The organism is Paraburkholderia sp. J63, from assembly GCF_905220245.1.
GTDB lineage: Bacteria > Pseudomonadota > Gammaproteobacteria > Burkholderiales > Burkholderiaceae > Paraburkholderia.
The window spans coordinates 68,353-87,917 of the sequence record NZ_CAJMZF010000026.1; the positions used below are offsets into that span (position 1 = coordinate 68,353).

Here is a 19,565-nt window from a genome sequence, read left to right on the forward strand (position 1 = left end):
CCTCATACCGAACCGCGTCGAAGCTGACCGATTGTAATCAAGCGAATCGCTATTGACAGGCATTCGTAAAGCTCGCGCTTACACTAAGTAATTGTTTTGATAATCATTCTCATTTGTGTTGACGTCCGTATTCACGGTGAGTACGATTGGCGCCGTTCTGGAGGTAAATGATTCAAGCCGCTTGCATATGGCGCACGCGGATTCGGCCCGGCAAAAGAAAGCAAAAAGTAAGGAATGCAATGAAATTCAACCGGTCAACCCGTTCATCTGGACGACGCGCCCCCGCCGTGCGAGGACTCGCGTTGTGGGCAGCTTGTGCTGCGTTCATGTGCGGCAGCGCGCACGCGCAATCGAGCGGCAATCCCGATGCCGCGCCCGAGGCCCCCGAGGCCGATCTCTCGATCAAGGCGCAGCCCGGTGATTTCTGGACCGGTATCTGGACGCGCCAGAACCTGCTCGGCGACATGGGCGGTATCCGTCCGTGGCTCGGCAAATACGGCGTGACCTTTCAGTTGACCGAAACAAGTGAATATCTCGCGAACCTGCGCGGCGGCCTGAATCGCGGCGGCACCTACGACGGCCTCACCACGGCGACGGTCCAGGTGGACACGAGCAAGGCGCTCGGCATTCCCGGCGGCCTCTTCAATATCAGCGCGCTGCAGATTCACGGCTCGAACCTGAGCGCGGCGAACCTGGGCACGCTGAACACGGCGAGCGGCATCGAAGCGCAGGACACCACGCGCCTCTGGGAGATGTGGTACCAGCAGTCGTTCCTCGACAAGAAAGTCGACGTGAAGATCGGTCAGCAGAGCATCGACCAGGAATTCATCACGAGCCAGTACGCCGCGCTCTTCGTGAACACGATGTTCGGCTGGCCCGCGCTGCCCTCGTACGACATGCCCTCGGGCGGTCCGGCCTACCCGCTCTCGGGTCTCGGCGTGCGCGTGCGCGGCCAGATCACGCCTTCGCTCACGGGCCTCATCGGCGTGTTCGACGGCGACCCGCTCGGCAACAACCCGAACAACCTGAGCGGCACGAACTTCAACTTGCACAACGGCACGATGGTGATCGGCGAGTTGCAGTACGCGATCAATCAGCCGTCCGAAGGCGAGCTCGTGAGCGCCGACACCAGCCACGCGCTGCCCGGCACCTACAAGCTCGGCTTCTGGTACAACAACGAGTCGTTCGCCGACCAGCGCTACGACAACACGGGCCTTTCGCTGAACAATCCGGCCACGACCGGCATCCCGGCGCAGCATCACGGCGACTTCAGCATTTATGCCGTGGCCGACCAGATGATCTGGCGCCCCGACCCCGACGAGCCGCGCAGCATCGGCGTATTCGCGCGCGTGATGGGCGCGCCCGGCGACCGCAATCTCGTCGATTTCGCCGCCAACGCGGGCATCGTGATGAAGGCGCCGTTCAAGGGCCGCGACAACGACAGCGTGGGCCTCGCGCTCACCTACATCAAGGTCGGCAACTACGTGCACGACCTCGACATGGACTATCGCACCTTCAACACGGGGCCGTACGGCGTGCGTACCCAGGAGACGACGCTCGAAGCGACGTACCAGTACCAGGTCAACCCGTGGTGGCAATTGCAGGCCGACGCGCAATACACCTTCAACGCGGGCGCCGGCCAGAACCCGAACGACGCGACCCAGCCGCTGCGCAACACCTTCGTGGTGGGCGTGCGCACCAACATTACTTTCTAAGCATCATGTCCAACCCCAGGTCCTCGCACGCACTGTCGATTGAAGCCGCAACGCTTGCACGCGGCGCACGCGAGGCGCGGAGAAATACGATGAAACACGCCACGCGCCAGCTCCTGCTGTGCTCGGCCCATGCCACCCGCGCGGCGCTCGCGCTCGGCGCCGCTGCCCTCCTCGGCGGCGCGCCGCTCGCCGCCCACGCGGATCCGCAAGGCCTGCTCGAAACCGTCCACCACCACACCACGCTCATCAACACGGTGCCCGACAACGGCGACCAGAACCCGTATGCGATCGTCGTCGCGCCGGTGAGCGCCGGAACCGTGAAGCAGGGCGACGTGCTGGTCGACAACTTCAACAACGCCGCGAACATGCAGGGCACCGGCAGCACCATCGTCGACTATCACCCCGATACGAAGCAGATGACGCTGTTCGCGACCATTCCGCGTAATCTGAAGGAATGTCCGGGCGGCGTGGGCCTCTCCACCGCGATGACGATGCTGAAGTCGGGCTGGGTGGTCGTCGGCAGCACGCCGAGCAACGACGGCACGACCAACACCAAGGGCGCGGGCTGCCTGATCGTGCTCGACAGCAACGGCAAGATCGCGAAGGCGATCAGTACCCCGAACATCAACGACCCGTGGGGCAACATGGCCGTGGTCGACAACGGCGACCATGCCACGCTGTTCGTGAGCAACGCGGGCTTCGGCGTGGGCGGCGCGGACGGCGACCCGCCCGTGTTCAAGCAGGCCACGGTGCTGCGCCTCGACCTCGACATTCCGGAAGGCCAGGCGCCGGTCGTGAAGAAAGAAACGGTGGTCGCGAGCGGCTTCGGCGCGCAAGCCGACAAGGGCGTGTTCCTCGTCGGCCCGACCGGGCTCGCGCTCTCGCCCGACAACAAGCTGCTCTACGTGTCGGATGCGATCGGCAACCGCATCAATGTGATCGAAGACCCGCTCACGCGCGACTCCAGCGCGGGCGTGGGCCGCCAGCTCACCGCCGATGGCATGCTGCATCGCCCGCTCGCGATGATCCTGACGCCTCAGAACCACCTGCTCGTGACGAACGCGCTCAATGGCCAGGTGATCGAGATCGACCCGGCAACGGGCAAGCAGCTCTACGCGCGCTGGATCGACACCGACAAGGCGCAGACGCCGCCGGGCAATGGCGACCTGTTCGGCATCGCGCTCACTCCGGCAGGCGACGGCTTCTATTATGTTGAAGACGACGTGAATACTCTTGTGCTGGCGAAATAATCATGTCCTCCGATGATTCCCAAGACCGCCCGGCGCGCCTCGCGCGGCGCGGTTTCCTGAAGGCAGGCGGCGCCGCCGTAGCCGCGGGCGCCTCGCTGGGCGCGGGTCTCGCGGCGCCGGGCCTCGCGCAGGCCGCCGAGGCGAAGCGCCAGGCGATGGCCGCCGACCCGATGAACGCTGTCGAGCCGTTCTACGGCGAGCACCAGGGCGGCATCGTCACGCCGCAGCAGGCGCACACCTATGTGGCGGCGTTCGACCTCACGACCGCCTCGCGCGACGACGTGATCAAGCTGCTGCGCGAGTGGACCGAGTCCGCCGCGCGCATGACGCAAGGCCATAGCGCGGCTGCGCTCGACGGCGTGAGCGACGATCATCCCGCGCCGGATTCGGGCGACGTGCTCGGACTCGGGCCCGCCGGTCTCACCGTGACCTTCGGCTTCGGTCCCGGCTTGTTCACCTCGGCGGGCAAGGACCGTTACGGCCTCGCGCATCGGCGGCCCGCCGCGCTCGTCGATCTGCCGCGCTTCAACGGCGACCAGTTGATCGCCGAGAAAACCGGCGGCGACCTCTACGTGCAGGCCTGCGCGAACGACGCGCAAGTGGCCTTCCACGCGGTGCGCCAGCTCGCGCGCCAGGGCTATGGCAAGCTGACCATGCGCTGGGGCCAGGCCGGCTTCCTCTCGGGCCCGCGCGGGCAAACGCCGCGCAATCTCATGGGCTTCAAGGACGGCACCAACAATCCGCCGACCAACGACCCGAAGCTGATGAACCAGTTCGTCTGGGCCGGCGCGGCCGACGCGCCGTGGATGCAGGGCGGCACCTATACCGTGGTGCGCCGCATCCGCATCACGCTCGAGCACTGGGACCAGATGGAGCTCGGCTTCCAGGAGCAGGTGTTCGGCCGCCGCAAGTACAGCGGCGCGCCCATCGGCCAGGCCAAGGAGTTCGATGCAGTCGACCTGACCGCCCAGGACAAGGACGGCAATCCGCTGATTCCCGAGAACTCGCACGTGCATCTCTCGAATCGCGCCTCGAACAACGGCGCGCAGATCCTGCGCCGCTCGTACTCGTACAACGACAGCACGAACTTCTACATCGAGCGCTGGCCGCCGTGGCGCCAGGAAACCGAATACGACGCGGGCCTCATCTTCATCGCCCACCAGGGCGACCCGCGCACGGGCTTCATTCCGATCAACGAGAAGCTCTCGAAGTTCGACATGATGAACCAGTTCACCACCCACGTGGGCAGCGCGGTCTTCGCGTGCCCGCCGGGTGCGAAGGCGGGCTCGTTCATCGGCGCCGAGCTGTTCGAGGCCTGAGCACAGGCCCAGAAGCAGGCCCAGATTCAAACCGGATTCAATCGACAAGAACGGACAAAGACAGATATGAACACGATGTTTTTCCGTGCACGCGCCATTGCCGTTGCCATGACGCTCGCCGGCGCCCTGCCGCTCGCCGCGCATGCCGCTTCGATCACGCTCTACAGCGCGCAGCACGAGCAGGTGGTGAACCAGCTCGCCAAGGACTTCGAAAAAGAAAGCGGCATCGACGTGAAGATCCGCAGCGGCGAAGGTCCCGCGCTCGCCGCGCAGCTCGTGGCCGAAGGCGAGAAGACGCCCGCCGACGTCTACTTCACCGAAAACTCGCCCGAGCTGATGCTGCTCGAAGAGAAGGGCCTGCTCGCGCCCGTGCAGAATTCGACGCTCACGCAAGTGCCCGCGCGCTACAACTCGCCGGCTGGCCAGTGGGTCGCCGTGACCGCGCGCCAGAACGTGCTCGCCTATAACACGACGAAGGTGCAGCCTTCGCAACTGCCGCAATCGATCTTCGATCTCGCGAAACCCGAGTGGAAGGGTAAAGTGGGCATCGCGCCGAGCGACGCCGACTTCCTGCCGCTCGTGGACGCCGTGCTCGCCGAGAAGGGCGAAGCCGCGACGCTCGCCTGGCTCAAGGGCCTGAAGACCAACGCGCAGATCTTCGACGACGACGAAGGCGTGGTGGCCGCCGTGAACCGCGGCGCGGTGGCGACGGGCATCATCAACAACTACTACTGGGACCGCCTGCACGCCGAGATCGGCGACAAGCAGACGCGCAGCGCCGTGGCGCAATTCGCCGATGGCGACGTGGGTGCGCTCGTGAACGTGTCCGGCGCGGCGGTCACGAAGACCGCGCACAACCCGGACGGCGCGCAGAAGTTCCTCGCCTACCTCGTGAGCGAGCGCGCGCAGAAGCTGATGGCGCAAGGGCATATCAGCTTCGAGTATCCGCTGCGCCCCGGTGTGGCCGGCGACCCGATCAACAAGCCGTTCGATCAACTGAAGCCGCCCGCGCTGACGATCCAGCAGCTCGGCGACGACAGCCAGGCGGGCCGCCTGCTGCGCCAGGCGGGCCTCCTGTAATTTGCAGAGGATGCCTGAGTAAATTGTGAGTGAAGCTGTAACCCCGGCGCAAGCCGTGCCGCAAGGCCCCGACGACGCAGCGGGCAAGCCCGCGCGCCGGCAGGCGCCGCGCGCGCTTTTTCTGGCCGCCGCACTGGGTCCCGTGCTGGTGTTGCTGCCGCTCGCGCTGACGTTCTGGCGCGCGCTTTCGTTTGGCTTCGCCGATGCGGCCGAGCTGCTGTTCAGGCCGCTCGTTGGCGAACTGCTCGTCAATACGCTGAGCATCACCGTGAGCGCGACGCTGGCCTCGGCGGTGCTCGGCACCGCGCTCGCCTGGTTCGTCGAGCGCACCGACGTGCCGGGGCGCCGCGTCTGGGCCTTGCTCGCCGCCGCGCCGCTCGCGATGCCGGCGTTCATCACGAGCTATGCGTGGGTCTCGCTGAGCCTCGATCTGCAGGACTTTCTCGGCGCGCTCGTCGTCATCACGACCGCCTATTTCCCGCTCGTCTATCTGCCCGTGGCCGCCGCGCTGCGCGGGCTCGATCCCGCGCTTGAAGAATGCGCGCGCGCGCTCGGCTGCAGCCGCTGGACCACCTTCGTACGCGTGGTGCTGCCGCAATTGCGCCCTGCCCTGCTCGGCTCGATGCTGCTGGTCGCGCTCGGCGTGCTCTCCGAATTCGGCGCGTTCACGCTGCTGCGCTTTCGCACCTTCACCACCGAAATCTACGCGGAATACCGCACGAGCTTCGATGGCGGCGGCGCGTCGCTGCTCGCCTGCGTGCTGATCGTGCTGTGTCTCGCGTGCCTCGCGTTCGAGTTCCGCGTGCGCGGGCGCGCGCGTTACGAGCGCGTCGACCGCGGCACGCGGCGCGCGGGCGTGCGCCACGCGCTCGGACGCTGGCGCTGGCCCGTGGCCGCGGGCTTCGTCGCGCTCAACGTGGGCACGCTCGGCGTGCCGCTCGGGATGATCGGCTATTGGCTCACGCAGCCCGGCGCCGCCGCGATCACGCCCGCCGAGGTCTCGCCCGAGTTGCTGTTCTCGACCACGCTGGCGTCGCTGCGCCTCGGGCTCATTGCCGCCGTCTTCACGACGCTGCTCGCGCTGCCGCTCGCGTACCTGCTCGCGCGCTTCCCGGGCCGCGCGGCCACCTTTCTCGAGCGCACCGCGTTCATCGCGCAGGGCGTGCCAGGCCTCGTCATCGCGCTTGCGATCGTCTCGCTCGCCGTGCGTGCGCTCGAGCCGCTCTACCAGGGCACCACGCTCTTGATCGTCGCCTATGCGATCCTGTTCCTGCCGCTCGCGCTCGTGAGCGTGCGCGCGGCCTTGCTGCAGGCGCAGCAGCGGCTCGAAGAAACGGCGCGCTCGCTCGGCCTCGGCTGGTTCGCCACGCTGCGCCGCGTCGTGCTGCCGCTCGCAGGGCCGGGGCTCGGCGCGGCGGCCTCGATGGTGTTCATCTCGGTCGTGACCGAGCTCAACGCGACGCTGCTGCTCGCGCCCATCGGCACGCAAACGCTCGCCACCCAGGTATGGTCCGATACCTCGACGCTCGCATTCGCCGCCGCCGCGCCCTATGCGGCGCTCCTCACCGCGCTCTCGCTAGCGGCCTCGGGCCTGCTGTTCGCGTTCGCGGGCAAGTCGGCGCTCGCGGCGCACGCGTCCGGGCCGCTGCCCCCGTCAGCCGATGAGACGCCGCCTTCCGATGCCCCCTGATTGTTTCGCCCCGTTCAGCCCGCCACGTTCATGAGCACACTTCGCATTTCCGGCGTCTCCAAGTCCTTCGACAGCCAGCCCGTGCTGCACGACATTCACCTCACGGTGAACTCGGGCACGCTGGTCGCCCTGCTCGGCCCGTCGGGCAGCGGCAAGACCACGCTGCTGCGCCTGCTGTGCGGCTTCGAGCGCGCCGATGCGGGCACGATCGAGATAGGCGGCCAGCGCGTGGCCGGCGAGTCGCTGCATCTGGCTGCGGAGCAGCGGCAGATCGGCTACGTGCCGCAGGAAGGCGCGCTGTTTCCGCACCTGAGCGTCGCCGAGAACATCGTGTTCGGACTCCCGCGCGCGCAACGGCGCACGCAGCATCGCGTGGCCGAGTTGCTGGAGCTCGTCGGTCTTCCGCAGTCCTATGCAAATCGCGCGCCGCAGCAACTCTCGGGCGGGCAGCAGCAGCGCGTGGCGCTCGCGCGCGCACTCGCGCCCTCGCCGACGCTCGTGATGCTCGACGAGCCGTTCTCGTCGCTCGACGCGGCGCTGCGCGTGGAAACGCGCGAGGCCGTGGCGCGCGCGCTCGCGGCCGCGGGCGCGACCGCGGTGCTGGTCACGCACGACCAGGCCGAAGCGCTTTCGCTCGGCCATGAAGTGGCCGTGCTGTGGCGCGGACGTCTCATGCAGACCGCGCCGCCGCAAACGCTCTACCGCCGCCCCGTCACACGCGAGCTGGCTGCGTTCGTGGGCGAAGCGGTGCTGTTGCCGGGGCGCGTCGCGGGAGGCGCCGCGCATTGCGCGCTGGGCGCGTTGCCGCTGGCCGAAGGCACCCGGCCCGAAGACGGCGAAGTCGACGTGATGCTGCGCCCCGAGCAAATCGACGTGCTGCCCCAAACCGCGGCGCGCGACGGCGCGCAGACTACGCATGAGGCGCTCGTGCGCGAGGTCACGTTCCAGGGGCAAGACGCGGCGCTCACCCTCGAACTCGCCGGCACGCCGACGACGCTGCGCGCCCGCGTGCCGGGCTATCGCACGCCGCGCGCTGGCGAGCGCGTGCGCATCGCCGTGGGCGGCGAAGTCAGCGTTTATCCGCGCTGACGCCTGACCGAGAGATCCTGAACCATCTGTTGTACGAAGTAATCGCAGGTGGGCCGGTTCGACTTCACGCTGCGCGCGACGATGATATCGAGCGGCTCGATTTTCGGCAGCCCCTGCGCCTCGCCAAGAATCTCGAAGCGCGGCGGCACGCTGCAACGCGTGAGCGCCACCACGGCGATGCCCGCCTCCACGGTCGCCATCAACCCCATCAGGCTCGCGCTGCTATAGGCCGCGCGATAGCGGATGCGCGCCGCGTCGAGCGCGGCCACCGTATGCGCGCGCGCCACGCTGCCGTGCTCATAAAGACCCACCGGCAGCGGCGACATCGAGAGCGGCGCCGGATCGTCGGGCGAGCCCACCCACACCATGTCCTCGCTGCGCACGAATTCGCCGCGCAGCTTCCGGTCGCGCGTGACGAAAGCCACGTCGATCTTGTTGTCCGCGAGCATCGGCCCGAGCGCCACGCTCTGCGCGCACACGATCTCGATCTCCACATGCGGATAGAGCGTCGAAAAACGCTTGAGCACCGGCGAAAGCAGCGCTGCCATGTAGTCGTCGGGCGCGCCCAGCACCACGCGCCCCGTCACCTCGGGCCGCACCAGCGCCGACCACGCCTCCTCCTGCAGATCGAGCGCGCGCCGCGCATATTCGAGCAGCGTATTGCCGGGCCGCGTGAGCGCGAGATTGCGCGTATCGCGCGTGAACAGCATGGTGCCGAGCATCTGCTCCAGCCGCTTGATCTGCATGCTCACCGCCGCCTGCGAGCGATGCACGGTCACGGCGGCCTTCGTGAAGCTGCCCGCGTCCGCGACGGCCACGAAGGTGCGCAACAGGTCGAGGTCGAACTCGGGATTCATGATTCATAAGCCACGTTGATGGAATTCTTAAATTTAATTCGTTTGCCGATACCCCGCAACTGACGAATACTGGGCCGGTTTTCAACACGCTTTCTATCCACGGATTCCGGCCATGCAATCCGAACTCCACAGCGGCCGCCGCGAAGGCGTCTTCATGCTCGCGGGCGGCGGGCTCCTGATGGGCACGATCGGCATCTTCGTCGAGGAAGCGCGCCTCGGCGCGCTCACACTCGTGTTCTTTCGCTGCTTCTTCGGCATGCTCGCGCTCGCCGCGTACTGCACGTGGAAGGGCTGGCTCGCGCCAGCCCAGATCAAGCGCCAGTTCACGCGCCGCACGTTCGCGCTCGCGTTCATCTCGGGCGTGCTGATGGTCACGCAGTGGGTGGGTTTCTTCGATTCGATCCATCGCACGAGCATCGCGGTCGCGACGGTCGTGTTTCATGTGCAACCGTTCTGGGTCGTGCTGATGGGCGCGGCGCTCTTTCACGAGCGGCTGGGCGCGGACCGGCTCGGCTGGATCGCGATTGCTTTCGTGGGCCTCGTGCTCGCCTCGGGCGTGCTCGCGGAAAGCCATGTCGCGGACCATCCGCGCTATCTGATCGGTCTCGCCGAAGCGCTGGGCGGCTCCGTGCTCTATGCGAGCGTCACGCTGATCGCGAAAAGCCTGCGTGAATTCCGCCCGCATCTGCTCACGCTCACGCAATGCGCGGTGGGGACGATCTGCCTGCCGCTCATCGCGCCCTTCATCGCGCCGCTCGAATTCGCGCATATTGGCCCGGCGCAATGGGGCTGGCTCATCGGCATGGGCGTGCTGCACACGGGGCTCTCTTACGTGCTGATCTACGGCGCGCTGCCCAGGCTCACCACGCCCGTGATCGCCGTGCTGCTGTTCGTCTACCCGCTCACGGCGATCGCCGTCGATGCCATCGTCTACGGCCGCGCACTGAGCGCGCCGCAACTCGCGGGCATGGTGCTGATCGTGCTGGCGAGTCTCGGCGTGAATCTCGGCTGGCGTCTCTCGCCGATGGGTCTCGTGCTCAGGCGGCGCTGAAACGCGCCGCCTGGCGTGGCGCCCGAAAGCGTCGTGTAGCTCGCCTCACGCGGGCAGCGTCTCGCCCTTCGTCTCCGGTGCGAACGGAATGATGAGCAGGCCGAGCACGAATGCGATTGCCGTGAGCGCGACCGGCACGCCCAGGGTGTGCATATGCAGCACGGCCGCGCCCAGCAGGAAGTTCACGCCCGCGCCCACGAAGCGCCCGAACGAGGTGCAGAACGCGAACGCCGTGGCCCGCACGCGCGTCTCGAACTGCTCGGGCAGCCAGAGGCTGAAGAGCGCGAAATTGCCGCCGAAAAAGCCCAGCACGAACAGGATCGCGATGAACGGCACGAGCCCGTTCTCGAGGTAATACGCCCAGCCGAAGCTCGCCGCGATCGTCACAGCCATGCCCGCGAAATAGACCGCGAGCGTCCATTTGCGCCCGATGCGCTCGGCCATCGGCGGCAGCGCGAGACAGCCGAGAATCGTGCCGATCGAGAGAATACCGGTGGCGATCGACGCGGTGCGGATGGCGTCGGCCTTGCTCGCGCCCGCGCGGGTCGCGAGCTGGATCACGGCGGAGGGCTCGTACACGGCGCCCGCCCACAGGCCGATGATCGCGATGGTCAGGAGCGCGCACGCCACGACGGTGCGCAAACGATACGCACTGCCGAAGATCTCGCGCAGCGGGCGGCCGCGATGCACGTGGCTCGCCTCGGAGCGCTGCCATTTGGCCGGCTCCTCCACGCGCGTGAGCACGAGAATGGCGACCACCACGGGAATCGCTCCCGTGAGGAACATCGCGCGCCAGCCGAAGTGCACGCCCACCGTGTAGTTGAGCGCCGCCGCGATGAAAAAGCCCGCGTAATAGCCGGTCTGCAGATAGCCGGCGCCCATCTTGCGGCGATCCTCGGGCCACGACTCGGCCACATAGGTGCCCGCGAGCGCCCATTCGCCGCCGATGCCCACGCCCGCGAGAAAGCGGTAGATGCCGAGCGCCCAGACGCTTTGCGCCGTCGCCGAAAGACCCGTGAAGATCGCGAACATGAAGATCGTGCCCGCGAGCACGCGCGTGCGGCCGAAGCGATCCGCCATCGGCCCCCAGATGAACGACAGGCCCCATCCCACCAGAAAAAGCGCGAACAGGATCGAGCCCGCGAGGCCGACGTGCGCGGGCGTGGCCGTGTAGCCCGAGTGCGGCAGCAACTCGGTGAGCGCCGGCGTGAGCACGAGCGCGTAGATGAACGAGTCCATGCCGTCGAGCGTCCAGCCGGCCCAGGCGCCCCAGAAACCGGCGATCTGCGAGCGATTGAGCGGTGTTTTCTGGGCGCGCCGTGCGGCCCCGCTGATCGAATTCATGCGTCTGTCTCCTATCTGTGATGCCTTGCGCAAAAGCGCCAGGGCCACACGGTATGGAACGCGACCGGACTTGCGCCGGCTGTCTCCAGTTCCCTTCAGATCTTTGCTGCACCCACCGGAATACCCTGCGGTATTCGCGAGCCCCGCTTTTTGCCTCGCTTTCCTTGTGAAGCTCTCGTCCCAGATATCGGGTTATCGAGACTTCCAACATGCTCGTTTTATATATAATATTTGATCTTATGAGCCACGCAACGAATGGTTTTCCCCTGGAAGGCAGCGCCACCGATGCCGCGCAGCCGGCACCGCACGCGTTGCCGGGCCTGCCCGCCAGCGCGGCGCCGCGCACCAGCACCTCGCGCATGATCGCGGACGCGCTGCGCACCGCCATCGTGGAGGGCACGCTCGCGCCCGACGCGCCGCTGCGCCAGGACGCGATCGCGCGCCACTTCTCGGTGAGCGCGATTCCCGTGCGCGAGGCGCTGCGCCAGCTCGCGAGCGAAGGCTGGGCGCGGATCGAGGTCAACAAGGGCGCGAGCGTCGCGTCGCTCTCGCGCGACGAGGCCCGCGAGATCTACGAGATCCGCTCGGCGCTGGAGAGCCTCGCGCTCGGCCTCGCGATTCCGAATCACACGGCCGCCACGCTGCGCGAAGTGAGCGCGCTGGCCGCCGCCGCGTCGCGCGAGCCCGACCCGTCGCTTTATGTGGCGCGCAACGAGGCCTTCCATATGAGCCTCTATGCGCCCGCGGGCCGCCCGCAATTGATGGCGATGCTCGCGACCCTGCATCGCCGCGGCGAACGCTATCTGCGCCTGAAATTCGGCTTTCCCGCCTACAAGGGCGAGTCGGACGCCGAGCACGCCGAGATCCTCGCCGCCGTGAAGCGGCGCGACATCCCCGCCGCGCAGGCGCTCGTGGCCGCGCACCTGCTGGGCACGGGCGAATTGATCTATCGTTTCCTGACCGAGCGCGCCGCGGCGCAACCCGCCGCCAAAAAACGGCGCGCCGGAGCCGCTACCGCAGCGTCTTCGTCCGCTGCATCCGCCTCTCCCGCCACACCCCGCTCACGGAGCCGAACTCCCGATGAAGCCTCAAGCTGAAACGCCCACTTCGCCCGACCTCGCCAACGCGGCGCCGCGCTCGTGGACCACGCGCCGCGACGAGAAAGCCCGGCGCCTTGCCGCCATTGCCGGCTGGCTCGAAGACGGCGTGCTGCCCGCCGCGCGCACGACCGAAGCGCTGGAGCGGCTGATCCGCCCCGGCGACCGCGTCGCGCTCGAAGGCGACAACCAGAAGCAGGCCGACTTTCTCTCGCGCTCGCTCGCGAAGGCCGATCCCGCGAAGCTCAACAACATTCATCTGCTGATTTCGAGCATCAGCCGTCCCGAGCATCTCACGCTGTTCGAGCGCGGCATCGCGCACCGCGTGGACTTCTCGTTCGCGGGTCCGCAGAGCCTGCGCGTTGCGCAATTGCTCGAAGACGGCCAGCTCGAAGTGGGCGCGATCCACACTTACGTGGAGCTTTACGCGCGCATGTTCGTCGACCTGATTCCGCAGGTCGCGCTGCTGTGCGCGGAAAAAGCCGATCGCCACGGCAATCTCTACACGGGCCCGAACACCGAGGACACGCCGACGATTGCCGAAGCCGCCGCGTTCAGCCAGGGCATCGTGATCGTTCAGGTGAACGAAATTGTGGACGAGCTGCCGCGCGTGGACATTCCGGGCTCCTGGGTGGATGTGGTCGTGCAGGCCGACCGGCCCTTCGCGGTCGAGCCGCTTTTCACGCGCGACCCGCGCCATATCGGCGACCTGCAGGTGCTCACCGCGATGATGACCATCAAGGGCATCTACGCGCCGTACCACATCACCTCGCTCAATCACGGCATCGGCTTCGACACGGCCGCGATCGAGCTGCTGCTGCCCACCTATGGCGAATCGCTGGGCCTCAAGGGCAAGATCTGCCGCAACTGGACGCTCAATCCGCATCCCACGCTGATTCCGGCCATCGAATCGGGCTGGGTCGAGAGCGTGCATTGCTTCGGCAGCGAAGTAGGCATGGAGGCCTATGTCGCCGCACGCCCCGACGTGTTCTTCACGGGCAGCGATGGCAGCCTGCGCTCGAACCGCGTGCTGTGCCAGCTCGCGGGGCAATATGGCGTCGACCTCTTCATCGGCTCGACGCTGCAGATCGACGCCGACGCGAACTCGTCCACGGTTACGCGCGGGCGGCTCGCGGGCTTCGGCGGTGCGCCGAACATGGGCCACGATCCGCGCGGGCGCCGACACGCGAGCGAGGCGTGGCTCAAGCTGCTCAAGGCGAGCGCGCCGCAATCGCCGATCGGGCGCGGCCACAAGCTCGTCGTGCAGCTCGTGGAGACGTGGAAGAAAGGCGGCGAGCCGACTTTCGTGGACGAGCTCGACGCCATCGCCGTGGGCGAGAAGAGCGGCATGCCCATCGCGCCCGTGATGATCTATGGCGACGACGTGAGCCACGTCGTGACCGAGGAAGGCATCGTGCATCTGCATCGCGCGGAAGGCGTCGACGAGCGGCGTGCCGCGCTCGCGGCCGTCGCGGGCGTGACGCCCATCGGCCTGCGCGCAGAGCCGCAGAAGACCGAGGAACTGCGCCGCCGCGGCATCGTTCAGTTCCCCGAAGATCTCGGCATTCGCCGCGGCGATGCGAAGCGTTCGCTGCTCGCGGCGCGCAGCATCGACGATCTCGTGACGTGGTCGGGCGGGCTCTATACGCCGCCCGCGCGCTTCCGTAGCTGGTAAGCGCGATGCGCACGCTCTCACTGGAAACGCTGGCCGAAGGCGCAGCGGCCTCGTGGGCGACGACGACGTCGCGTGAAGCGCGCGACGCCGGCGATGCCGCGCTGGGCCCCGACGCGCAACTCGCGCGCTTCGCTCGCGATGCGCTGATCGAAGAAGCGCGTCTCACACCCAAGCCCGCGCTCGTGGACGCGCGCGGCAGCGGCGCGCACGTCGATCTCGACCTCGCGACGATGCTGCGTTCCGCGCACGCGCTCGAACCCACATTCGAAGCGCTCGCGCGCGCATCGCGCGGCGCCTCGCCGGGCCGCGCGCTGCGCACCGATCTCGCACGCATTGGCCGCGCCGGCGAAGCCGCAATGATGCGCGCAACGGGCGGCAGCAACGCGCATCGCGGCGCGATCTGGATCGTCGGCCTTCTGGTTGCGGGCGCAACTATCATGCACACGCCATCGATTGGCGCGAATATGCAGGCGCCGGGCGGCCTCTCGCACGCCGCTGAAATCGCCGAAACGGCGGCGCAGATCGCGCGCTTCGACGATCTGCTCGCGCCCGCCGTGCAGCCCGCGCAAAGCAACGGCGAACGCGTGCGCCAGCGCTACAACGTGGGCGGCGCGCGGCGCGAAGCGCAAGACGGCTTTCCGCACGTGATCTGCGTGGGCTTGCCCGCGCTTCACGCGGCGCGCACGCAAGGGCACGACGAAGCGGCGGCGCGCGTGGATGCGCTCCTCGCGATCATGGCCTCGCTCGACGACACCTGCGTGCTGCACCGCGCGGGCCTCGCGGGCCGCGAGGCCGCGCAGGCCGGCGCACAGCGCGTGCGCGACGCGGGCGGCATCGCCACGCGTGCGGGCCGCGCCGCATTCGACGCGCTCGAACGCGCGCTGCTCGCGCTCAACGCATCGCCGGGCGGCGCGGCCGATCTGCTCGCCGCGACGCTCTTCATCGACAGACTGGTTCACCACCGCATCGGCGGGAGGACGGTTTCATGGAACAACTGACATTCGACTATCCGGCGCAACGCGCCGTGACGACGCGCGCCCACGTGGGCGTGGTGGGCTCGGGCGATCTGGAAGTGCTGCTGCAGCCCGCCGGCGACATGCAGGCGCGCGTGGTCGTGCACACGAGCGTGGACGGCTACAGCCACATCTGGAAGAGCGTGCTCGACCGCTTCTTCACGCGCTACGACGGCGCGGCGCTCATCGAGATCAACGACTTCGGCGCGACGCCCGGCGTCGTCGCGCTGCGGCTTGCCGAAGCCGTGGAAGCAGCCCAGGACGGCGCACAAGGAGGCAACGCATGAGCGCGGGCACGAATACGCAAACTCTGCTGCGCGAGAGCTTCATCGAATTGAGCGCGCGCGAGCGCGCCGCCGCCGTGCTCGACAAGGGAAGCTTCCGCGAGCTGCTTGGCCCGTTCGACCGCATCGAATCGCCGTGGCTGCCGCTGCAGGGCATCGTCTGCCAGGCCGACGACGGTGCCGTGATCGCACGCGGCACGCTCGACGGCGAGCCCGCTGTCGTGTGCGCGATCGAGTCGGCGTTCCAGGGCGGCAGCATCGGCGAGGTATCGGGCAGCAAGATCGCGGGCGCGCTCGAACTCGCGCTCGCCGACTGCGAGCGCGGCACGCTCGTGCGCCCCGTCGTGCTGTTCGAGACCGGCGGCGTGCGCCTGCAGGAAGCCAATCTCGGCCTCGCCGTGATCGCCGAAATCCAGTCGGCCATCGTCGCTCTGCGCCGCCACGTGCCCGTGGTCGGCGTGATCGCGGGCATGGTGGGCTGCTTCGGCGGCATGTCGCTCGCGGCGGCGCTGTGCTCGTCGCTCGTGATGACGAAGCAAGGACGCCTCGGCATGAACGGCCCCGAAGTGATCGAGCAGGAAGCCGGCATCGAAGAACTCGATTCGAGCGACCGCCGCCACGTATGGCAGTTGATCGGCGGCGAGCAGCGCGCGCGCACCGGTTACGCCGATGCGCTCGTGGACGATGCCGTCGACGACGTGCGCGCGGCCGTGCGCGCCGCATTCGCACGCGGCGTGCCGCCCGCGCATCGCACCGAACAGGTCGACGCCACGCTCGCGAAGCTCGCGCAAATCGATCCCGCCAGCGTCTCGCCCGCAACGATGGGCGCGATGTTCGGCACGTCATCGTCTTCCAGTGCGCACGGAGAGCCCGCATGAGCGATACGAATTTGAGCCGTGGCGCGCGGTGGCTGCGCGCACTCGCAGGCGCGCCGGGCGATGCCTGCGCCCCTTGCGTGCAATATGCCGATGCGCCGCTCGACGGCGAGACCGCGCGCTTCATCACCGTCGCGCCCGATCCCGATAACCGCTTCCCACGCGCGCGCGACAACGTGGTCGGCCTCGAACAAGGCTGGCGGCTCGCGCAGGCCGTGCGCGAAGCGATTGCCGCCGATGCCGGAAGCGCCACGCGCCGCCCAATCATCGCCATCGTCGATGTGAAGAGCCAGGCATACGGCTATCGCGAGGAGATGCTCGGCATTCACCTCGCCTGCGCCGCGGCTGTTGACGCCTATGCGAGCGCGCGTCTCGCGGGGCATCCCGTAGTAGCCCTGATTGTTGGTCCGGCCATGTCGGGCGCGTTCCTCGCGCACGGCTATCAGGCGAACCGCATCGTCGCGCTCGACGCGCCCGGCACGATGGTGCACGCGATGGGCAAGGAAGCGGCGGCGCGCGTCACGCGGCGCAGCGTCGAAGACCTCGATGCACTCGGCGAGACGATCGTGCCGATGTCGTATTCGATGGCCTCGTTCGCGAAGCTCGGCCTGCTCGACGAATTGATCGCGGGCGTCGATGCCGATGCGCCCGATGACGCGCAAGTCGCGCGCGTGCGCGAGGTGCTGGCGCGAAGGGTGCGCGAGGCGCGCGCCGACTCGAGCGGCCTCGCCCATCGGCTGCAGGGCGACGCGGCGCAACGCACGCGCGCGGCGTCGATCGAGGTGCGCAAGCGGCTCGCGCAACAGTGGGACGCGAGCTGATGCGAGTGTGCGCCGCGCCGCCGTTCGCGCCCGACGCCCCGCGCGCCGACGACGCGCGCTGGCGCGCGCACGATCTGTTGCGGCTCAAGCGCCTCACGCCAGTGGAAAGCGAGCCGGGCTGGTTGCGCGCCGCCATCGCCCGCGCGCCGTTTGCGGTCGTGCGCCGCGCCCAAGCCGCGGCGGAATTCGTGGCGGCGGGCGTGCGCGGCGCCACTCGCGCCGAGCGCTTCGGGACATGGATCAATGTTGAGGATATCGAATCATCGTTGTCTCCCGAATCTTTGCTTGCGGCAATGCCCGCGCCCGAACGCGCCGCGCTCGCGGCATTCGTGGCCCTCGCGACGCTGCGCGAGACGCCGAGCGTCCTGCACGATTTCGTCTGGGGACCGACGGGCAGCGCGGGCTTCGAGCTGGCCGCGCAAGTCCCCACGCTCAGCGAATCCAGCGATCTCGACGTGCTGATCCGCATGCCCCAACGCGGCGATGCGGCAACGATAGAAGCGCTCGCCTCTGCTCTCGCGCAGGCTGCGCAGCGCGCCGGCACGCGCGTGGACGCCCAGGTGGAAACGCCTGCGGGCGGCATCGCGCTCGCCGAGCTCGCGCAGTTGGCGCATGGCAAGACGCGCGTGCTCGCACGCGCGAGCGATGGCGTGCGCCTCGTCGCGGATCCCTGGCAATCCTCATGAGCCTCGCCTGCCTTTTTCCCGGCCAGGGCGCGCAAAGCCCCGGCTTCCTGCACCGGCTGCCCGAGTACGCGGTCGTGCGCGCCACGCTCGACGAAGCCTCGGCAACGCTCGGCACCGACGTGCTGGCGCTCGATAGCGCAGAAGCGCTGCAATCGACCGTCGCGGTACAAATCGGCCTCGTGGTGGCCGGCGTGGCGCACGCCCGCGCGCTCGCCCAGATGGGGCTGACGCCGCAATTCAGCGCCGGGCTCTCGGTAGGCGCTTATCCCGCTGCCGTGTGCTGCGGCGCGCTCGACTTCGCCGATGCCCTGCGCATGGTGAAAAAGCGCGCCGAGCTGATGGAATCCGCGTGGCCGTCGGGCTATGGCCTCACGGCCATTTCGGGGCTCAGCGAGACGCAGGTCGAGACGCTCATCAATGCACATACACAGGACGGCGGAGAACGCATCTACGTGGCCAACGTCAACGCGCCGCGCCAGATTGTCGTGGCCGGCGCCGACACGGCGCTCGAAGCGTTCGCGACGCGCGCGCTCGCGGCGGGCGCACGCAAGGCGCAACGCCTCGCGGTTTCCGTTCCTTCGCATTGCGAACTATTGGCCGATGCGACGGAGCAGCTCGTGGCGTGGTCGCGCGATATTCCGTTTCGCTCGCCCGAAGGCGTCTACGTCGACAATCGCGGCGGCCGGCCGCTCCATGACGGAGAGGCAATCCGCGCCGACCTCGCCACCAATATGCGCTACACCGTGCTCTGGTTCGATGCGCTCACGGTCATGATCGAGTCGGGCGCGACGGTTCTGGTCGAAGCGCCGCCGGGCCAGGTGCTCACCGACATCGCGCGCGAGCATTACCCCGAAGTCGCGGCCTTGAGCGCGTCCACGCTGCCGCTCGACCGGCTCGCGGCCACGGTGCGGCGGCGTCTCGGCGTCGATTGATTACTTGCCCGGGGATCGGCGAATCCGCGAATTAAATATTTATGCGCATAAAGTTGAATTCACTTTTTAGCGCGATATCGTCTGACAGCGCGTCTGACAGCGCCTGACCCGCAGCGCAGCATCGCCCAACTTTCCGGCAAAACGCGCCAACTCACCTACTTCTTGCGCAATTCAGGCATCACCACCCGAAACGTGAGATTCACCCGTTCCCCGCTCACCGCAGGCTCCTTCGGCACGCGGTGGCGCCACTGCGCCTGGGTCTTGCCGCGCATCACGAGCAGGCTGCCGCTCGAAAGCGGGAATGAGCGCGTCACGCCGCTCGCGTTGTGGCGCAAGTCGAAACGGCGCGTCGCGCCGAGGCTCAGCGAGGCGATCACGGGCTGCGGGCCGAGCTCGGGTTCGTGGTCGGCGTGCCAGCCCATGCTGTCCGTGCCGCTGCGGTAGCGGTTGAGCAGCACGCTGTTGAAGCGCACGCCGCAGAGCGCGGCAAGGGCGTCGCGCAACTCGGCTACGGCCGGCGTCCAGGGCTGCGGCTCGTTGCGGATGCCCGAATAGATATAGACGGCGCCGGGGTCGCCCTGCCATGCGGTCAGGCGCGGCTGGTCGACCCAACCGCCCGGCGTGCGGATGCGCTCCTGCCGCCAGTCCGTTTCGGCGACGATGCGCGCCAGCCATGCGGCCGCCGCCGCGGGGGCGAGCCACGCGGGATGCCAGTCGACGTCGGGTTGCGGGGTATCGTCGAAAAGATCGAACATCGGCAGCGACAGCAGCAACAGAGCAGCAAAAG

At 68.1% G+C, this 19,565-nt stretch carries 18 protein-coding genes; 15 read left to right on the plus strand and 3 right to left on the minus strand.

Annotated features, from left to right (window positions below):
• Nucleotides 1-239 precede the first annotated feature (239 nt).
• The 6 genes from U5775_RS24945 (at nucleotide 240) to U5775_RS24970 (ending at nucleotide 8,143) form a co-directional block, all read left to right on the plus strand.
• Nucleotides 240-1,715, plus strand: a complete 1,476-nt coding sequence (locus U5775_RS24945) for a carbohydrate porin (protein ID WP_415913646.1) — start codon at nucleotides 240-242, stop codon at nucleotides 1,713-1,715.
• An 89-nt stretch (nucleotides 1,716-1,804) separates the two neighbouring features.
• Nucleotides 1,805-2,965, plus strand: a complete 1,161-nt coding sequence (locus U5775_RS24950; protein ID WP_322060768.1) for a hypothetical protein — start codon at nucleotides 1,805-1,807, stop codon at nucleotides 2,963-2,965.
• A 2-nt stretch (nucleotides 2,966-2,967) separates the two neighbouring features.
• Nucleotides 2,968-4,284 carry an iron uptake transporter deferrochelatase/peroxidase subunit gene (gene efeB / locus U5775_RS24955; protein ID WP_322060769.1) on the plus strand — a complete coding sequence of 439 codons (1,317 nt, stop codon included), beginning with the start codon at nucleotides 2,968-2,970 and terminating at the stop codon, nucleotides 4,282-4,284.
• A 75-nt stretch (nucleotides 4,285-4,359) separates the two neighbouring features.
• Nucleotides 4,360-5,364 carry an iron ABC transporter substrate-binding protein gene (locus U5775_RS24960; RefSeq protein WP_415913649.1) on the plus strand — a complete coding sequence of 335 codons (1,005 nt, stop codon included), beginning with the start codon at nucleotides 4,360-4,362 and terminating at the stop codon, nucleotides 5,362-5,364.
• A gap of 55 nt (nucleotides 5,365-5,419) precedes the next feature.
• Nucleotides 5,420-7,054, plus strand: coding sequence for an iron ABC transporter permease (locus tag U5775_RS24965; protein ID WP_322060804.1), 1,635 nt, complete (start codon nucleotides 5,420-5,422; stop codon nucleotides 7,052-7,054).
• Nucleotides 7,055-7,084: 30 nt separating this feature from the next.
• Entirely contained in the window at nucleotides 7,085-8,143 is a 1,059-nt protein-coding gene (locus tag U5775_RS24970; protein WP_322060771.1) for an ABC transporter ATP-binding protein, read from the plus strand.
• On the opposite strand, the gene U5775_RS24975 is transcribed toward U5775_RS24970, so the two are convergent.
• A complete protein-coding gene (locus U5775_RS24975) occupies nucleotides 8,131-9,000 on the minus strand; it encodes a LysR family transcriptional regulator (RefSeq protein WP_322060772.1) in 870 nt (289 codons plus the stop codon). The two genes, U5775_RS24970 and U5775_RS24975, sit on opposite strands and share 13 nt — an antisense overlap.
• A 112-nt stretch (nucleotides 9,001-9,112) precedes the next feature.
• Here U5775_RS24975 and U5775_RS24980 point away from each other — a divergent pair, with 112 nt between their 5' ends.
• Nucleotides 9,113-10,051, plus strand: coding sequence for a DMT family transporter (locus U5775_RS24980; RefSeq protein ID WP_322060773.1), 939 nt, complete (start codon nucleotides 9,113-9,115; stop codon nucleotides 10,049-10,051).
• A 45-nt stretch (nucleotides 10,052-10,096) separates the two neighbouring features.
• Here U5775_RS24980 and U5775_RS24985 read toward each other — a convergent pair whose 3' ends face one another.
• Nucleotides 10,097-11,395: an MFS transporter gene (locus U5775_RS24985; protein WP_322060774.1), complete on the minus strand. Its 1,299-nt coding sequence runs from the start codon at nucleotides 11,393-11,395 to the stop codon at nucleotides 10,097-10,099.
• Nucleotides 11,396-11,634: 239 nt separating this feature from the next.
• Between U5775_RS24985 and U5775_RS24990 the strand changes: the two genes are divergently transcribed.
• The 8 genes from U5775_RS24990 to mdcH are packed head-to-tail and all read left to right on the plus strand — an operon-like array spanning nucleotide 11,635 to nucleotide 18,778.
• A complete protein-coding gene (locus tag U5775_RS24990) occupies nucleotides 11,635-12,492 on the plus strand; it encodes a GntR family transcriptional regulator (protein WP_322060775.1) in 858 nt (285 codons plus the stop codon).
• Nucleotides 12,476-14,167: a malonate decarboxylase subunit alpha gene (mdcA, locus tag U5775_RS24995; RefSeq protein WP_322060776.1), complete on the plus strand. Its 1,692-nt coding sequence runs from the start codon at nucleotides 12,476-12,478 to the stop codon at nucleotides 14,165-14,167. The genes U5775_RS24990 and mdcA overlap by 17 nt, the downstream gene beginning before the upstream one ends.
• Before the next feature lie 5 nt (nucleotides 14,168-14,172).
• Nucleotides 14,173-15,165, plus strand: coding sequence for a triphosphoribosyl-dephospho-CoA synthase (locus tag U5775_RS25000; RefSeq protein WP_322060777.1), 993 nt, complete (start codon nucleotides 14,173-14,175; stop codon nucleotides 15,163-15,165).
• Complete coding sequence (locus U5775_RS25005; RefSeq protein ID WP_322060778.1) at nucleotides 15,153-15,467, plus strand: malonate decarboxylase subunit delta; 315 nt, start codon at nucleotides 15,153-15,155, stop codon at nucleotides 15,465-15,467. Before U5775_RS25000 ends, U5775_RS25005 begins: the two co-directional genes overlap by 13 nt.
• A complete protein-coding gene (locus tag U5775_RS25010) occupies nucleotides 15,464-16,342 on the plus strand; it encodes a biotin-independent malonate decarboxylase subunit beta (protein WP_322060779.1) in 879 nt (292 codons plus the stop codon). Before U5775_RS25005 ends, U5775_RS25010 begins: the two co-directional genes overlap by 4 nt.
• Nucleotides 16,339-17,160, plus strand: coding sequence for a biotin-independent malonate decarboxylase subunit gamma (gene mdcE / locus U5775_RS25015; RefSeq protein ID WP_322060780.1), 822 nt, complete (start codon nucleotides 16,339-16,341; stop codon nucleotides 17,158-17,160). The genes U5775_RS25010 and mdcE overlap by 4 nt, the downstream gene beginning before the upstream one ends.
• Nucleotides 17,160-17,846: a malonate decarboxylase holo-ACP synthase gene (locus tag U5775_RS25020; RefSeq protein WP_322060781.1), complete on the plus strand. Its 687-nt coding sequence runs from the start codon at nucleotides 17,160-17,162 to the stop codon at nucleotides 17,844-17,846. Before mdcE ends, U5775_RS25020 begins: the two co-directional genes overlap by 1 nt.
• The gene (gene mdcH, locus U5775_RS25025) at nucleotides 17,843-18,778 is read left to right on the plus strand and encodes a malonate decarboxylase subunit epsilon (protein ID WP_322060782.1); all 936 of its coding nucleotides are present in this window, start codon (nucleotides 17,843-17,845) and stop codon (nucleotides 18,776-18,778) included. Before U5775_RS25020 ends, mdcH begins: the two co-directional genes overlap by 4 nt.
• Nucleotides 18,779-18,933: 155 nt before the next feature.
• Here mdcH and U5775_RS25030 read toward each other — a convergent pair whose 3' ends face one another.
• A complete protein-coding gene (locus tag U5775_RS25030; RefSeq protein WP_322060783.1) occupies nucleotides 18,934-19,533 on the minus strand; it encodes an alpha-ketoglutarate-dependent dioxygenase AlkB family protein in 600 nt (199 codons plus the stop codon).
• Between the last annotated feature and the right edge of the window lie 32 nt (nucleotides 19,534-19,565).

What these genes read in the sequence shown, in the direction of transcription:
- U5775_RS24945 (WP_415913646.1), top strand. Translation starts at nt 240, where the DNA reads ATGAAATTCAACCGGTCAACCCGTTCATCTGGACGACGCGCCCCCGCC.
- U5775_RS24950 (WP_322060768.1), top strand. Translation starts at nt 1,805, where the DNA reads ATGAAACACGCCACGCGCCAGCTCCTGCTGTGCTCGGCCCATGCCACC.
- efeB (WP_322060769.1), top strand. Translation starts at nt 2,968, where the DNA reads ATGTCCTCCGATGATTCCCAAGACCGCCCGGCGCGCCTCGCGCGGCGC.
- U5775_RS24960 (WP_415913649.1), top strand. Translation starts at nt 4,360, where the DNA reads ATGTTTTTCCGTGCACGCGCCATTGCCGTTGCCATGACGCTCGCCGGC.
- U5775_RS24970 (WP_322060771.1), top strand. Translation starts at nt 7,085, where the DNA reads ATGAGCACACTTCGCATTTCCGGCGTCTCCAAGTCCTTCGACAGCCAG.
- U5775_RS24975 (WP_322060772.1), bottom strand. Translation starts at nt 9,000, where the DNA reads ATGAATCCCGAGTTCGACCTCGACCTGTTGCGCACCTTCGTGGCCGTC.
- U5775_RS24980 (WP_322060773.1), top strand. Translation starts at nt 9,113, where the DNA reads ATGCAATCCGAACTCCACAGCGGCCGCCGCGAAGGCGTCTTCATGCTC.
- U5775_RS24985 (WP_322060774.1), bottom strand. Translation starts at nt 11,395, where the DNA reads ATGAATTCGATCAGCGGGGCCGCACGGCGCGCCCAGAAAACACCGCTC.
- U5775_RS24990 (WP_322060775.1), top strand. Translation starts at nt 11,635, where the DNA reads ATGAGCCACGCAACGAATGGTTTTCCCCTGGAAGGCAGCGCCACCGAT.
- mdcA (WP_322060776.1), top strand. Translation starts at nt 12,476, where the DNA reads ATGAAGCCTCAAGCTGAAACGCCCACTTCGCCCGACCTCGCCAACGCG.
- U5775_RS25000 (WP_322060777.1), top strand. Translation starts at nt 14,173, where the DNA reads ATGCGCACGCTCTCACTGGAAACGCTGGCCGAAGGCGCAGCGGCCTCG.
- U5775_RS25005 (WP_322060778.1), top strand. Translation starts at nt 15,153, where the DNA reads ATGGAACAACTGACATTCGACTATCCGGCGCAACGCGCCGTGACGACG.
- U5775_RS25010 (WP_322060779.1), top strand. Translation starts at nt 15,464, where the DNA reads ATGAGCGCGGGCACGAATACGCAAACTCTGCTGCGCGAGAGCTTCATC.
- mdcE (WP_322060780.1), top strand. Translation starts at nt 16,339, where the DNA reads ATGAGCGATACGAATTTGAGCCGTGGCGCGCGGTGGCTGCGCGCACTC.
- U5775_RS25020 (WP_322060781.1), top strand. Translation starts at nt 17,160, where the DNA reads ATGCGAGTGTGCGCCGCGCCGCCGTTCGCGCCCGACGCCCCGCGCGCC.
- mdcH (WP_322060782.1), top strand. Translation starts at nt 17,843, where the DNA reads ATGAGCCTCGCCTGCCTTTTTCCCGGCCAGGGCGCGCAAAGCCCCGGC.
- U5775_RS25030 (WP_322060783.1), bottom strand. Translation starts at nt 19,533, where the DNA reads ATGTTCGATCTTTTCGACGATACCCCGCAACCCGACGTCGACTGGCAT.